13 protein-coding genes and 1 other RNA gene are annotated in these 14,850 nt (G+C 67.1%); 6 read left to right on the top strand and 8 right to left on the bottom strand.

Annotation, left to right across the window (positions count from 1 at the left end; genetic code table 11):
- Nucleotides 1-83 precede the first annotated feature (83 nt).
- The 3 genes from FB473_RS04885 (at nt 84) to FB473_RS04875 (ending at nt 2,974) form a co-directional block, all read left to right on the top strand.
- Nucleotides 84-1,319, top strand: coding sequence for an MFS transporter (locus FB473_RS04885; RefSeq protein WP_167165339.1), 1,236 nt, complete (start codon nt 84-86; stop codon nt 1,317-1,319).
- A 102-nt stretch (nt 1,320-1,421) separates the two neighbouring features.
- Nucleotides 1,422-2,387 (top strand): aldo/keto reductase, encoded by a 966-nt coding sequence (locus tag FB473_RS04880; RefSeq protein ID WP_167165337.1) that lies wholly within the window; start codon nt 1,422-1,424, stop codon nt 2,385-2,387.
- On the top strand, nt 2,384-2,974 hold the full coding sequence (locus FB473_RS04875) for a TetR/AcrR family transcriptional regulator (protein WP_167165335.1): 591 nt from the start codon (nt 2,384-2,386) through the stop codon (nt 2,972-2,974). Before FB473_RS04880 ends, FB473_RS04875 begins: the two co-directional genes overlap by 4 nt.
- A 353-nt stretch (nt 2,975-3,327) precedes the next feature.
- On the opposite strand, the gene ssrA is transcribed toward FB473_RS04875, so the two are convergent.
- The 3 genes from ssrA to smpB all read right to left on the bottom strand — a co-directional run bounded on the left by ssrA (nt 3,328) and on the right by smpB (nt 5,076).
- Nucleotides 3,328-3,696: a transfer-messenger RNA gene (ssrA, locus tag FB473_RS04870) on the bottom strand.
- 130 nt (nt 3,697-3,826) lie between these two features.
- Nucleotides 3,827-4,492 (bottom strand): DUF1707 and DUF4870 domain-containing protein, encoded by a 666-nt coding sequence (locus FB473_RS04865; RefSeq protein ID WP_167165333.1) that lies wholly within the window; start codon nt 4,490-4,492, stop codon nt 3,827-3,829.
- Nucleotides 4,493-4,599: 107 nt separating this feature from the next.
- Nucleotides 4,600-5,076 carry an SsrA-binding protein SmpB gene (gene smpB / locus FB473_RS04860; protein ID WP_167165331.1) on the bottom strand — a complete coding sequence of 159 codons (477 nt, stop codon included), beginning with the start codon at nt 5,074-5,076 and terminating at the stop codon, nt 4,600-4,602.
- Between the two features lie 312 nt (nt 5,077-5,388).
- Between smpB and FB473_RS18405 the strand changes: the two genes are divergently transcribed.
- The gene (locus FB473_RS18405) at nt 5,389-7,425 is read left to right on the top strand and encodes an acyltransferase family protein (protein ID WP_167165329.1); all 2,037 of its coding nucleotides are present in this window, start codon (nt 5,389-5,391) and stop codon (nt 7,423-7,425) included.
- A gap of 26 nt (nt 7,426-7,451) precedes the next feature.
- Here FB473_RS18405 and FB473_RS18400 read toward each other — a convergent pair whose 3' ends face one another.
- The 4 genes from FB473_RS18400 to prfB form a co-directional block, all read right to left on the bottom strand.
- Nucleotides 7,452-8,852, bottom strand: a complete 1,401-nt coding sequence (locus FB473_RS18400; protein ID WP_167165327.1) for a peptidoglycan DD-metalloendopeptidase family protein — start codon at nt 8,850-8,852, stop codon at nt 7,452-7,454.
- Between the two features lie 20 nt (nt 8,853-8,872).
- Nucleotides 8,873-9,787: a permease-like cell division protein FtsX gene (gene ftsX / locus FB473_RS04845; protein WP_208390437.1), complete on the bottom strand. Its 915-nt coding sequence runs from the start codon at nt 9,785-9,787 to the stop codon at nt 8,873-8,875.
- A 33-nt stretch (nt 9,788-9,820) separates the two neighbouring features.
- Nucleotides 9,821-10,507 (bottom strand): cell division ATP-binding protein FtsE, encoded by a 687-nt coding sequence (gene ftsE, locus FB473_RS04840; RefSeq protein WP_167165325.1) that lies wholly within the window; start codon nt 10,505-10,507, stop codon nt 9,821-9,823.
- Between the two features lie 247 nt (nt 10,508-10,754).
- Nucleotides 10,755-11,864, bottom strand: a complete 1,110-nt coding sequence (prfB, locus tag FB473_RS04835; protein ID WP_167165323.1) for a peptide chain release factor 2 — start codon at nt 11,862-11,864, stop codon at nt 10,755-10,757.
- Nucleotides 11,865-11,920: 56 nt separating this feature from the next.
- On the opposite strand from prfB, the gene FB473_RS04830 reads away from it, so the two are divergent.
- Nucleotides 11,921-12,520, top strand: a complete 600-nt coding sequence (locus FB473_RS04830; RefSeq protein ID WP_341770030.1) for a GatB/YqeY domain-containing protein — start codon at nt 11,921-11,923, stop codon at nt 12,518-12,520.
- Between the two features lie 273 nt (nt 12,521-12,793).
- Here FB473_RS04830 and FB473_RS04825 read toward each other — a convergent pair whose 3' ends face one another.
- Nucleotides 12,794-13,402: an HAD-IA family hydrolase gene (locus tag FB473_RS04825; RefSeq protein WP_167165321.1), complete on the bottom strand. Its 609-nt coding sequence runs from the start codon at nt 13,400-13,402 to the stop codon at nt 12,794-12,796.
- Nucleotides 13,403-13,568: 166 nt separating this feature from the next.
- Between FB473_RS04825 and eno the strand changes: the two genes are divergently transcribed.
- Nucleotides 13,569-14,846 (top strand): phosphopyruvate hydratase, encoded by a 1,278-nt coding sequence (gene eno / locus FB473_RS04820; protein WP_167165319.1) that lies wholly within the window; start codon nt 13,569-13,571, stop codon nt 14,844-14,846.
- Nucleotides 14,847-14,850 lie beyond the last annotated feature (4 nt).

Raw genomic sequence — 14,850 nt, 5'->3', positions numbered from 1 at the left:
GGAGACACCTATTACGAGACCGTCAGTAGCGAAACAGTGGTAGTTTCGCCACTGACGGTCTCGTAATAGCGAAGGGATCTGCGATGGCCTCGACGGTGCATATTGACGACGCTCTGACGCCTCGGCCCGGTTCGGTCGTGCGCCGTGGCGCGATCCCGCATCGCGGCGGCTTCTGGATCATCGCGCTCGCCTTCCTCACGGAGATGGCGTTCTGCGCGGTGCCGACGCCGTTGTATGCGATCTATCAGAAGCGTGATGGTTTCCCGACGCTCGTCCTGACCGTGATCTTCGCGGCGTATGCGGTCGGCGTGATGCTGAGCCTGTATCTCGCCGGTCACCTGTCCGACTGGTTCGGCCGGCGTCGCGTCATCCTGGCCGCGCTGCTGTTGGACCTGATCTCGGCGGTCCTGTTCGTGGTCTGGAATGATGTCGCGGGGCTCATCGTCGACCGGCTCATCTGCGGTCTCAGCGTCGGCGTCTTCACCGCCACCGCGACCGCGCACCTGTCGGAGCTCGGCACCGCGGTAAGGCGCGCCCCTGTCGTCTCGAACATCGTCGCCATCTTCGCGAACCTCGGCGGCATCGCCCTCGGCGCGCTCTTCGGGGGCGTCATCGCCAGCTACACCGCGCGGCCGCTCGTCGTGCCGTACGTCGTGTTCGCGGTCCTGTTCGTCATCGAGGGCGTCCTCGTGTCGTTTGTCCCGGAGACCGTCGAGCGGTGCGAGCCCCGGCCGGCATACCGGCCGCAGCGGATCGCGGTGCCGACGGCGTCCCGCGGCGCCTATGTCGCGGCGGGCGCGGCGGCCTTCGGTGCCTCCGCGGTGTTCGGCACGTTCACCGGCCTCGCCCCGACCTTCCTGGTCGGCATCCTCGGCCAGCACTCACACCTGCTCGCGGGGCTCGCACCCTTCATCGCGTTCATGGCCGCAGCTGTGGCCCAGGTCTTCACCGCGCGAATCGCATTGCGCACCCAGATCCTCATTGCGATCATCGTCGCGATGCTCGGCTGCGCGGCGCTCGGCTGCGGTGCCGTCTTCGCCTCGCTCGGGCTGTTCCTCGTCGGCGGTGGGCTCGCCGGCGCCGGCGTCGGCATTCTCTACCGCAGCGCCCTCGGCGTCGTGGGCAGTCTCGCCGACCCGGCACGGCGCGGCGAGGCACTGGCCGGCGTCTTCCTGTTCGGCTACGCGGGCATGATGATCCCGCCGCTGCTGGCCGCGGGCGCCCTCATCGCCTGGCCCGAGGTACCCGTTCTCGTCAGCCTCACGATCCTGGTCGCTGCCCTCGTCGTGGTCTCCGGCTCGCGGATGCTCCGCCGCTGAACCGTTGCGCGGCGGACACGAACCCTGATATTACGAGTCATTCAGTAGCGAAACCGTGCTATTTTCGATGTGGACCGACTCGTGACGAGGAAAGGAGCCGCGATGGCATCGACGGTGAGCGTGGGCGACGGCTTGGAACTCAGCCGACTGGGGCTGGGGTGCATGGGGATGAGCGGCACCTACGGCGCTGCAGACTGGGATCGCTCGGTGGCGACCATCCACCGCGCGCTCGACCTCGGAGTGAGCCTCCTGGACACCGCCGCCGTCTACGGCCTGGGCCACAACGAGGTCCTGGTCGGCCGCGCCGTCCACGACCGGCGTGAGCAGGCGACGATCGCGACGAAGTTCGGCATCGACCGTAGCATGGGTCACTACCAGCAAGCGTTCCGCGGACAGGCCGGGTACGTGAAGGCGAGCTGCGATGCGTCGCTGGTACGCCTGGGCGTGGACGAGATCGACATCCTCTACTGCCACCGCCCGCCCGAGGACGCGTCCATTGAGGAGACCGTCGGCGCGATGTCCGAGCTCGTCGCGACCGGCAAAGTGCGGCACCTTGGCGTCTCGGAGTTCGACGCAGACCAGCTGCGCCGAGCCTGCGCCGTGCACCCGATCGCGGTGATGGAGAGCGAGTACTCGCTGTGGACCCGCGACCCCGAAGCGCTCGCCCCCGTCATGGCGGAGCTCGGCGTGGGCCTGGTCGCCTTCTCCCCCCTCGGCCGCGGCTTCCTGACCGGCACCGTCGACCGCTCCGCACTGTCGCCGAGCGACTTCCGCGCCCACAACACCCGCTTCGTCGGCGAGGCTGGCGACGCGAACGAAGCCATCGTCGCCGGCGTCCGGCGCTTCGCCGACGACCTCGGCCTGCGCCCGGCCGCCGTGGCGCTGGCCTGGGTCTACGCCCAGAGCGAGCGGCTCGGCATCCCGATCGTCACCATCCCCGGCACGACCCGCCCGGAGCGAGTGGACGAGAACCTAGCCGCCTCGGCCCTGACCCTTCCGGCTGAGGCGCTGGCCGCACTCGCGCCGCTCGGCGACCTCGTGCAGGGCGAGCGCTACGGGGTGCGATGAACGCCGGGACCCGCGCCGTGGGCCGACCCCGCGACGACACCCTCGACGCCGCGATCATGGCTGCCGCCCTCCACCTCGTCGACGAGCGCGGGTACACCGCGGTGACCCTCGACGCCATCGCCGAGCAAGCCTGCACCAGCAAGACCGCGATCTACCGGCGCTGGCCCAAGAAGGCCGCGATCATCATGGACGCCTTCCTCGCCGAGGCTGAACCGCTCATCCAGCCGGTCACCGGCCTGCCGTTCCGCGACACGATCATCGCCCAGATGACCGCCCTGACCGACTTCCTCCAGACCACCCCGGGCGGACGCACGCTCCGCGGACTGATCGCCGAAGCCCAGACCGATACCGCGCTCGCCGACGCCATCCGCGAGCGCTGGCTGGCCCCTCGGCGGGCCGTAGCCGCCGCGATGTACGCCGATGCCCACGAGGCCGGGGAACTCCGCGGCGACATCGACTCCGGCGCCCTGGTCGACGCGCTCTACGGCCCCCTCTACTTCCGACTACTGCTCGGCCACGCACCGATAGACCACGCCTTCATCGCCCAGACCGTCGACACCGTCCTCGGCGGAATGAAGGCGCACTGACGCCCCGGGCACGACAGCAGCAACTCTACAAATCGATCCTGTCGCCACCCGGATGTTCTTCCAGGCGAATCACCTAGCCAGAGCAGGGTTGAGGTCACCTCGTAGTAAATCCGCCCATCGACGAAGAACGAGCAACCATGCTCCCGACCCGCCCGACGCGCTGAGCCAGGCTTCGGAACGCCCCTCAGAGGTAGTCGCGGAGATGCAGGGCGCGCTCACGCGGTCGCTCAATGCCAACCATGCACACAACGAAGAAGGGGCGGTCCAGATGGACTGCCCCTCTTCCGTGACAACATCGTGGGCTTCGTGCCTGGGCCGCCTTTCGGCGGTCCCGGGTTCTACTAAGCCCTCTATGGTGGAGGTGGCGGGAATCGAACCCGCGTCCTGACGAGGCGGACCAGACATTCTCCGGGTGCAGCTGACAAATCGTTCTGCTCGGCCCCTGCGCTCACGTCAGCATGTCGCAGACAGGCCCAGCCCGGTTTAAGTCCCCATCAGCCCTCCGGACTGGAGCTGATGAGCAAGCCTCCTAAATTAGGCCAGTATCCGGACGGAAGGCTACATCCGGGCTGACCCTTCGTTCACTGCTCAGGCAGCGAGAGCGAAGTCAGTGCGCTTTGCGTTGGCACTTATTGGTTTCCAAGGGACATTAACGAGTTGACCTTGGATTCTCGACCCGCTTCTCCTGGAACTACCATCTCCAGTCGAAACCGATCACCCCCATGTTCAGTTGTCAGCGATACCTGAGTGCTGACCACTCCGTGCGGGCGCGAGACGCTGGTCCCGGCCGCTGTTCGTACAACGATACCCGCTCACCGGCCATTCCCGTACCCGGGATGCCGTCGTCCGCGCTCACCGCCCGTCGGTCGGGAGAGGCGACAGGTGCGTGAGCCGATTGACGGGATTGGCCCAGTCCTGGCCGGACGCCGCCTTCACGCCGCCGTAGATCGTGAACCCGAACCATGCCAGCCAGGCCAGCGGCACAAGCCCGCCGAAGTCGATGATCCCGGCTATGACGGCGACAGCGACGAAACTGATGCCAGCCACCAGTTGGAAGTTGAACGCCTTGGCCGCCTCGCGGCGCATGTAGGTGCCGGGCCGGGCGATCGAATAGGCGACGAGCGGCCCGAAGATACTGCTGATCAGGCCGGACAGGTGGGCGAGGGTGGCACCGGTCGTGCCCGGCGACGGCATCGCGGCCGGCAGAGGTGGCGCCTGACGGCCTCGGCTGTTGGCGTTGAACCGGTCGTTCATCACGGTGAGAGCGCTGGACGCCCTGGCAGGGATCCCCTCCACGGCCTGGGCGAGTTGGTCGCGCCGGGAAGCGTTCATGACCGAGGTGAATCGGCGCTCGAACTCCGCGGTGGTCAGACGGCCATCGCGGAAGGCGTCATGGAGGAAGCGCTCGGCGCGGTCGCGCTGGGGCTCGTCCACGGGCGCATCGGGGTTGGCGGTCGACGGCCGACTGGACGACGGGTCGCCGCTGTTGATCAAAGGCCATTGCGGAGTGGAAGTCATGTTCCCATGGTCACCGCACCGACGGTGGAAGACCATGGGCGAGAGCCCCCGAAAGCCCCCGGACGCGTCCCTGAGAACCCGGATCGGCTCCGGCGAACCGGCGCCGATCAGCGACGTCGGCGACGGTGCTCGGCGAGCTCTCGATCGGTGTCGCGTTGCGCGTCGCGAGCGGCGATGGACTGCCGCTTGTCCCAGTCGCGTTTGCCGGTCGCGACGGCCAGTTCGACTTTCGCATAGCCGTCGGAGAAGTAGATCGACAAGGGGATGAGGGTACGGCCCGAATCCTCCACCTGGCGTTCGAGCCGGGTGAGCTCCTTGCGGTGCAGCAGGAGCTTGCGGTTCCGTTTGGCCGCATGGTTGTGGAACGTCCCGAATGTGTATTCGGGGATGTTCACGTTGCGGAGCCATGCTTCGCCGTCGTCGATGGTCGCGAACGCGTCCAGCAGACTGACCCGCCCCGCCCGCAACGACTTGACCTCCGTGCCGGTGAGGACCAGCCCGGCCTCCACGCGATCGCCGATGGCATAGTCGTGCAGCGCTTTCTTGTTCTGCGCCACCACCGTGCGACCCTTTTCCCTGGGCATGGTTCCTCCCCTCATCCGTGTCGGACACCCCAGCCTAGTACAGGCCCCACGCGGAGGGCATCCGCAACGACCCTTCGACAGGCTCGGGGAACGACCTCCTAGAATCGCTTGGGTCCCATGGCGATACAAGACCCTTCGACAGGCTCAGGGAACGACCCGGTGGGCGACACCTCGACCTGTGCGGCTGCCTCATTCCACAACGACCCTTCGACAGGCTCAGGGAACGACCCTGTACAGGCCACACGCGGAGTGAGAGTGACACGATGTGAGTCGGGCTTCGGTTCCCGGCGCTCGTCCGGCTACTCTGCGTGAGTGAAACCGAGCAGTTCGGCGGCTCCCGCGATCGACGTACGACCGGCCGCATCAACATTCCGGCCAGAGATCCAGGGGTTGCGCGCCATCTGCATGCTCCAGGTCATGGGCTTCCACGCCTGGCAGGTCGGCTCCCCGATCGGCGTGGACGTGTTCTTGATGATCAGCGCGTACCTGCTTGCGGGCTCGTTCATCCGCCGCAGTGAGAGCGGGACGATGCCGAGCCTGCCCGACCAGTGGCTGCGCCTGTTCAAGCGCCTGCTGCCTCCGCTCGTACTCGCGATCTGGTTCGCCGTGACCCTCACCTACATGTTCCTCCCGCGCACGAGGCGCCCGGAGATCCTCGAGCAGGCGATCGCGTCCCTGTTCTACTTCCAGAACTGGCGACTCCTCGGCAACCAGACCGACTACTACGCCGCCGAGCATTCGCTGTCCAGCCCGCTCATGCACCTGTGGTCGATGTCGATGCAGGGGCAGGTCTTCCTCATCTGGCCGTTGCTGATGGCCGCGTGCGTGCTCATCGCGCGCCGTCTGGGCAAACGGATCCGTGTGATCGCGATGGCCGGTTTCGGCACACTCGCGGTCGCGAGCATGATCTGGCTGCTCGTGGCCCGGGCGACGGAGTACCAGGGTCTGTATTTCGACACCCGCTCACGCATCTGGGAATTCGCCCTGGGATCGATGGTGGCCGTCGTCGCTCCCCTGGTGCGCGTCCCCGATCGATGGAAGGCGGTCATCGGATGGGGAGGGCTGGGCACGATCGTCCTGTTCTCCCTGGTCTCCATCGGCACCTACCCCGGCCCGATGGCCACAATCCCGATGCTCGCCGCCGCCACCGTCCTCACCGTCGGCACCGCGGACGCCCCCGGCGGCCTCGCCCGATTCCTGTCGCTGAGGCCACTGGTGGCCCTGGGCGACATCTCCTACGCGCTGTACCTGGTGCACTGGCCTATCATCGCGGTGTACCTCGGCGCCCGCGAACAGGACCAGCTCTCGCCGGCCGAGGGTGTGGTGCTGATCATGGTCTCTATCGGCACCGCTACGCTGCTCACCAAGTGGGTCGACGCTCCCCTGCGCCGTCTTCCCTGGACGAACTCCTCGCTGTGGCACAAAGCGGCCGTCGTGGCGACCTCGCTGGCGGTCGGCGTCGCACCGATCGCGTTCCTCGAGCACCGGCAGGACGTCCGGGCGAGCGAGTCACCCGTCGGTGATCATCCGGGGGCCCGCGTCTTCTCCGCGGGTGAGTTGGACGACCCGGCTCGTCAGTTCGGGGTCGACACCGTGCCGATCCCCGAGGCCAGGGGCGAGAGCTGGGCCGGCCTGCCCGATGCCTGTGACGGTGCGTACGCAGCCATCGATCGACGCGAGAAAGCCACGTGCGCCCAACAGCTCCCGGACGACGGGGTCTACACCTCGACGGTCGTGGCCATCGGTGACTCCCACATGGAGCAATTGCTGCCGGCCATCACACCCGGCTATCTCGCCGACGGGGCCCGCGTCGTCACGCTTCTGCTCGGCGGCTGCCAGTTCCGTCCCCCCACCGACGACCAGGTCGAGACCTGCGTCGCCTGGAATCAGGACGTGCTGGCGACGGTGGCCGCCGAAGCCCCCGACACGGTCCTGTTCTACGCGACGGCCGCGTCCGCGGACACACCTGACGTCGCGGTCGCCGGCATCGAGGAGTACGTGCGCGTCCTGGCCGATGCGGGTGTCACGAGGCTCATCGGCGTACGCGACAACCCACGCTTCCCCTTCGACATGTACGAGTGCTCGCTCGGCGTGACCACCACCAACCCTGTGACCGGGTGCATGGTGTCGAGATCGATGATCTACTCCGAGACCATGCCGGACGCCGACCTGAGCGAGATCGAGGGCTACATGTCGCTCGACCTGTCCGACGTGATCTGCACCGGCAACGTGTGCCCGGGAGTCATCGGCGGCGTCAACGTCTATCTCGACGACAATCACCTGACCAGGGAGTTCTCCGAGTCGATGGCCGACATCACCAGGGAACGGCTCAGAAGCACCAGCATCTGACCCCTGGCCGTGTCACACCGGTCGCATCACAGGTAGGGAGCCGGGTCGGTCACGCTGCCGTTGATCCACACGTGGAAGTGCAGGTGGCAGCCGGTCGACAGACCGGTCGTCCCGACGTACCCGATGACCTGTCCGCGGCTGACGGACTGACCGACGCTGACGATGTAGTTCGTCATGTGGTTGTAGCCGGTGCTGACCTGCACGCCGCTGATCCAGCCGTTGTCGATGACCACCCGGTTGCCCCAGCCACCGCTGGAGGCCGCGGGGATCGCCTGGGTGACCACGCCGGACGCGGCCGCGTAGACGTTCGTCCCGCAGGAGGCGCCGATGTCGAGGCCGTCGTGCAGTTCGGAGTAGCCGTACACCGGGTTGTACCGGTAGCCGAAGGGCGAGGTGTAGGGGCCGTTGGCCGGCATATAGAGCGGGAAGCCCGATCCGGACGACGACCCGCCGCTACTGGACGAACCGCCGCTGTTCGACGAACCACTTCCCGACGACCCGGAGTTGCTCGACGAGCCACTGGAGCTGCTCTGCTGAGCAGCTGCGGCAGCCGCCACACGCTGCGCGTTGCGCGCGTTGATCTGGGCGGTGACGTCATCCATCTGGGCCTGCATGTCCGCATAGGCCGCCTGTCGCGCCGACAACGCGTCCGCGGCGGTTGCCTCGGCGGTCTCGTTCTGGGCGACCAGATCGGACACCGCGGCTGCGGCGTCATCCGCGGCCTGTTCCGCGGCCTGCGTCGCCGAGAGCTGGTCGGCCGCGGCCTCGCGAGCGACGCGTGCCTGGTCCTCGAGCTGGGCCAGGGACGCCTGCTCGTTCTGCAGCTGCAGCTGCAGTTCGGTGAGCCGGTTCAGTTCGGAGGCATTCGCCTGGTAGAGGGTGGACGCCCACTGGATGCGTGAGCTGACGTTGGTGGGGTCCTCGCTGTCGGTGAAGAGCATGCCGACCGCCATCATCGCGGTGTTCTGCTGGTGGCTGACGGCCAGATCGGACGCCGCCTTCTTCTGCTGCGCCGTCACCGCCGCCTGTCCTTCGGCGACGCGGGCCTTGGCATCGTCGAGCGCCTGGTTCGCAGAATCGAGTTCCTCGGCCTTCTTGGCGTCCTCGGCCTGGGCCGCGTCCCGGTCGCTCTGCGCCTTGGCCAGGACGGCCTGCGCGTCGGCGAGTGCCTGACGGGATGCCGACACCGCGTCGGTCGCCTGCGACAGCTGCGAGTAGCCCTCGTCGACCGACTGGCTGCTGGCGTCCAACTCGCTTTGCAGAGCCGCCTGCTGATCGTCCAGGTCGTCGGCATGGGCCGGGACCGCGATGCCCACGACCGCCCCGATGACGATGATGCCGGCGAGCGCCCGGCCGAGCCAGGGCGCACGCCGCTTAGCCGTGTACCTCGAGTGGCCGCCGGCGGCCCGGGAAAGTCCTCGAGTCACGTCTACACCCCCACATAGGTTCAGACGCGCAGATACCTGCGCGTGGTGATCAATGTGGGCACGATAGACAGCACAACCGCCACTATGGCAACCGCTCCGACGGCCAACCACGCGTTTGACCAGGTAATCCAGGGTAAAGCCTGGATTGAGACTTTAGCGTTGCGGTCGATCAGGAAGAAGTACGTGCCCAGGAGTGCGGCCCCGGACAACGCGGCACTGATGAGGCCCGCGAACAGCGATTCCAGCAGGAACGGCAACATGATGTAGACGTTGGACGCACCGACCAGACGCATGATGCCTATCTCGCGCCGGCGCGTGAACGCGGACATGCGGATGGTGTTCCCGATCTGCAGCATGGCGGCGACGAGCAGCAGCACGGACATACCCATCGTCCCCCACTGAAGGCCGTTGAGCACCGAGAAGATCGGGTCGAGCACCTCGTGGAGGTCGAGCACGTTCTGGACGCCGGGCAGGCTCTGTGCCTCGGCCACCACTCCCTGATAGTTCTCGGGATCCTTGAGTTTGACCCGGAACGAGTCCTGCATCTGGTCGACGGTCAGGGAGTCGAGGAGGGGCGAGTCGGCGTAGGTGCGCCGATAGTCGTCGTAGGCCTCCTGCTTGGACTCGTAGAAGACCTCCTGCACATCGACGTTCTGCTCGAGCCGGGTCTGGATGTTCTCGCGCTGTACGTCGGAGGTGCCCTCCCCCGGTTCGCAGGTGCCGCTCTGGCTCGTCCCGGCCGAATCCTCGGTGCACAGGAAGACCGAGATCTCGATCCTGTCGTACCACCGGCCCTTGACCCGATCGACCTCCTGGAAGGTCATGACCGACAGCCCGAAGAGGGTCAACGAGACGGTCATCGTCACGATGACGGCGATCGTCATCGAAGCGTTGCGCTTCAGCCCCGACCACGTCTCCCGAAAGGTGTGCCGCATTGGTCTTCGTTCTCCTGATCTGGTGTGGACGGACTAGGCGGTGCCGTAGACGCCGCGAACCTGGTCGCGTACGAGGTTGCCCTGGTCGAGTTCGATGACCCGCTTGCGCATCTGGTCGACGATCGTCTGGTCGTGGGTGGCCATGATGACCGTCGTGTCCCGCTTGTTGATGCGGTCGAGCAGCTTCATGATGCCGACGCTCGTCTGTGGGTCGAGGTTGCCGGTGGGCTCGTCGGCGATGAGGATCTTGGGACGGTTGGCGATAGCCCGCGCGATGGCGACACGCTGCTGCTCGCCGCCCGACAGCTCTTCGGGTTGACGATCCTCCTTGCCGGACAAGCCGACGAGGTCGATGATCTCCGGCACCGTGCGCTTGATCTCGGCGCTGGGCCGGCCGAGCACCTGCAGGCCGAAGGCGACGTTCTCGTGCACCGTCTTGCCGGGCAACAGGCGGAAGTCCTGGAACACCGTGCCGATCTGGCGCCGCAATGCGGGCACTTTCCATTGGTGGAGTCGTCCCAGTTCCTTGCCGAGGACGAAGATCCGCCCGGACGACGCGCGGTACTCGCGCAGGATCAGCCGCAAGAAGGTCGACTTGCCCGACCCCGACGTACCTACAAGGAAGACGAACTCTCCCTTGTCGACCTGGAGGTTGATGTGCCGGAGAGCGGGCTTCGACTGGCCCGGGTATATCTTCGACACGTCCTCGAATGTGATCACGTGACAGTCCTTTAGCCTTGCACCGTGTTGGGCGTCCTCACGTGCCACGGAGAACACGGACGCCACCGAGCGGCGATCGTCGCGATCACCGCGTGCACCCGAGCCCGCCGCGGAAGTGGGGAAGTTTCCTGAGAAAATCTCAGTCCGCGATGTTGAGTCTAAACGACGCACCTATGACGATCGAGTCCGCCACGCGGGGCCGACCCCGGCTGACCGCACCCGGCCATGCCTCACATACGGCTCGCGCCTACGCGTTCGCCTCGTCGCGGCGGCGCCAACGGATACCCGCGTCGATGAACGGGTCGATGTCGCCGTCGAACACAGCGTCGGTGTTACCGGTCTCGTAGTTGGTCCGGAGATCCTTGACCATCTGATAGGGATGCAGCACATAGCTGCGCATCTGTGAGCCCCAGGAGTTCCCGTCGGACTTCAACGCGTTCATCTCGGCCTCGCGATCCTTGCGGGCCTTCTCGAGCAGCCGCGCCTGCAGGACACGCAACGCCGCCGCCTTGTTCTGGATCTGGCTCTTCTCGTTCTGACAGCTCACCACCAGACCGGTCGGCAGGTGGGTGATGCGCACCGCGGAGTCGGTGGTGTTCACCGACTGGCCACCCGGGCCGGAGCTGCGGAACACGTCCACGCGGATGTCCTGCTCGGGGATGTCGATGTGGTCGGTCTCCTCCACGACGGGCAACACCTCGACGCCCGCGAAACTGGTCTGGCGTCGTCCCTGGTTGTCGAAGGGGCTGATACGGACGAGACGGTGCGTCCCCTGCTCAACGGACAGCGTGCCGTAGGCGTAGGGGATCTTCACCGTGAAGGTGGCCGACTTGATGCCCGCCTCCTCGGCGTAGCTGACGTCGTACACCTCGATCGGGTAGCCATGACGCTCGGCCCAACGCTCATACATGCGCAGGAGCATGGACGCGAAGTCCGCCGCGTCCACTCCCCCGGCCTCCGACCGGATCGTCACCAGGGCGTCCCGCTCGTCGTACTCCCCCGACAGCAGGGTACGTACCTCGAGCGCCTCGATCTCGCCGCCCAGACCGGCGACCTCACGCTCGGCCTCGGCGAGGCTCGCCTGGTCACCCTCCTCGGTGGCGAGCTCCAGCAGCACCTGCACATCGTCCAACCGGCGACGCAGGCCCTCCACCCGCTCCACCTCGGCCTGGAGCCGCGAGAGCCGACTGGTGACGCGCTGAGCGTTCTCCTGGTCGTTCCACAGGTCGGGGGCCGCGGCCTCCTGCTCGAGCTCGGCGATCTGCGCTTTCTTGGTCTCCGGATCGACGACAACCTCGATGGACGTCAATGAGCGATCGAGTTCGCTGATGCGCTCGGGAAGGTCTGCAACTGCCACAGCGAACCATTCTACAGCGGGCACGGTACGGCCTGTGGGAAGCGGGATCACCACGGATGGCCTGGCGGCCGGACGTCGCCCGCAAGGCCGCCGTGCCAGAATGGACGTTCGGGGCGCGTTCGCGTCCGACAGGCGACGCCGCCGGCATGAGGGCGCACCGTGAGGGATCGATCCAGGAGGAACAGATCGTGGGCGCAATCAAGGAGAGGCTCAGGGCCGATCTCACGGCCGCCATGAAGGCGCGGGATGATTTCGCCAAGTCGACCCTCCGCATGGCCATCGGCGCGATCCAGTACGCGGAGGTCGCGGGCGAACAGGCCAAGGAACTCACGGACGCCGAGGAGATTGCGGTCCTGACCAAGGAGCAGCGCACGCGCATCGAGTCCGCCGAGACGTATGCCGCAGCCGGACGGCCGGAGCTCGCCGAGAAGGAATCCGGGGAAGCCACCCTGCTGGCGCGCTACCTGCCTCAGCCCCTGACCGACGACGAGTTGACGGCGATCGTGGACGAAGAGGTGGCCAAGGTCGAGGCCGAACTCGGATCGAAGCCGACGATGAAGCAGATGGGCGGCCTCGTGAAGGCTGTCAACGCGAGGGTGGCCGGACGCGCGGACGGCAAGACCGTCGCCACTCAGGTGAGGGCCCGGCTGGGCTGAGCGGCGCGATCGCGGTCGCTTCGGCGGTCTTCCACGGCATTCTCGGGGGGTGTTCAGGCCCTTTCGACAGGCTCAAGGGCCGTCTGCGGAAACGCCCAACTTGATCGGCGGGCTCGCACCCGGAACGTTGACTCAAGGGCCGTCTGCGGAAACGGCCCTTGAGCCTGTCGAAAGGGCCTGGACGACCACCAACCCCACCCCCTGAGCCTGTCAAAAGGCCTGGGCGACCACCAACCCGCCCCTTGAGCCTGTCGAAAGGGCCGACGACACGCCTCAGAGCTGTCCCCGCACCGGCAGGATCCCACGCTCACACAGCACATCCCGGGCGTGGGATGCCCCGCTGAACACGACCGCTTCGAGGCCTGCAGCCCGGGCCGCGTCCACGTTCGCCTTTCGGTCGTCGAAGAACATCATGCGGGCCGGTGGGACCCCCGTTGCGTCGCCCAGCGCCCGGAACGCGGCGGGATCAGGTTTACGCGCGCCGATGTCGCTGCTGATCACCCACGTGCCGATCCGCCGGTCGAGCCCGAATCGCTGTCTCACCAGCGCGGACCATTCGGTGACGTCGTTGCTCAGGCAGGCCGTCGGCACACCGGCACGAGCAAGGTCGCCCAGCAATGCCTCGATCCCGGGAACCATCGTGTGGCGAGCACAGTACGTCCGATCATCGGCACCGACCCCGCATGATGCCCAGAACTCCGCCGAAGTCAGCCGCCCCAGACTGGCCTGGTGATAGAGACGCCCGATGTCGGCATCATCCAGCGCGCAGCCTGACTCGCGGAGGAACGGGACGAGCAGGTCGGCGACATCGTCACCGGCCTCGTAGAGGACGCCCATGGCGTCGAACACGACCATGGTCATCCGATGCTGGACTCGGGCCATGAGCTATATACTCGACCCGTCACGGCGGTGGGGCTCGCCATAACCGCAGCGGAGACGCTGCCAACGGTCCCTGTGTTCGACCCGGTGAGGGTCGCGCCGTGACGTCTGCCCCACGGCTCGGCCGCTCATCCGGTGCTTGCTCACACGAGATGAAGGGACGCAGATCATGACTCGCAGCAACGTGGGGTTCTCGCAGGTTTCGGCACTGGAGATCCTCGACTCGCGCGGCAACCCGACCATCAAGGTCACGGTGACGACCCTTGACGATCACCAGTACAGCGCCGCGGTACCGTCCGGGGCCTCGACGGGCACCCGCGAGGCCGTCGAGCTACGGGACGGGGACACCGACCGGTACTCGGGCAAAGGTGTGCTGCACGCCGTCGCCAACGTGCAAGGCCCCCTGCGGGAGCTTCTGCTGTCGCGCTCGTGGGGCTCGCTCGCCGAGGCCGACCACGCGATGATCGAGCTGGACGGCACGCCGAACAAGGCGCGGCTCGGTGCGAACGCGATCCTCGGCGTCTCGATGGCAGTCGCCCGCGCGTTCGCCGCGGACACCCCGCTGTGGGAGTACCTGACCCCGGCCGGCGTCACGGCGAGGCTGCCCGTCCCCCACTTCAACGTGCTCAACGGCGGCGTCCACGCGGCCAACGACCTCGACTTCCAGGAGTTCATGATCGCTCCGCTCGGGGCACCGTCGTTTCCCGAGGCGCTGCGGGCCGGGGCGGCGGTGTACAGCTCGCTCCGAGGCATCCTGCGCGCACGGGGCGATTCGACCGGCCTGGGCGACGAGGGCGGGTTCGCGCCCGACATCACCCAGCCCGAGGATGTGCTGCGCCTGCTGGTCGAAGCGATCGAGGCCGCCGGCTACCCGGCCGGCATGGACGGCGTGGCGATCGCGCTCGACCCGGCGTCCAGCGAGTTCTACAGGGACGGTTTCTACCAGGTCGCGGGCGAGGCGCTGACATCGGACGACATGATCGCCCGCTATGAACAGATCGCGCGCGACTTCCCCGTCTGGTCTCTGGAGGACGGGCTCGCCGAGGACGACTGGGACGGGTGGGAGCGCCTCACCCGGCGGCTCGGCGGCACCGTACAGCTGGTGGGCGACGACATCTTCGTGACCAATCCGGCGATCATCCAGCAGGCGATCGACCGTGAGGTCGGCAACGCCGCACTGATCAAGCCCAACCAGATCGGGACGGTCACCGAGACCCTCGATGCGCAGGCCTTGTGCCGTTCAGCCGGGTACGACCAGATGGTGTCGCACCGTTCCGGCGAGACCCCTGACACGTTCATCGCGGATCTCGTCGTCGCAACCGGCGCCGGGGAGTTGAAAAGCGGTGCCCCGGCACGTGGCGAACGAGTGGCGAAGTACAACCGCCTGCTCGAGATCGCCGCGGCCGATCCGCGGCTGCCGTACGGTCTGGCCGGGCATCGCCGGTAACAGG

Source organism: Brooklawnia cerclae, from assembly GCF_011758645.1.
Lineage (GTDB): Bacteria > Actinomycetota > Actinomycetes > Propionibacteriales > Propionibacteriaceae > Brooklawnia > Brooklawnia cerclae.
This window is presented reverse-complemented; position numbering and strand designations above follow the sequence as displayed.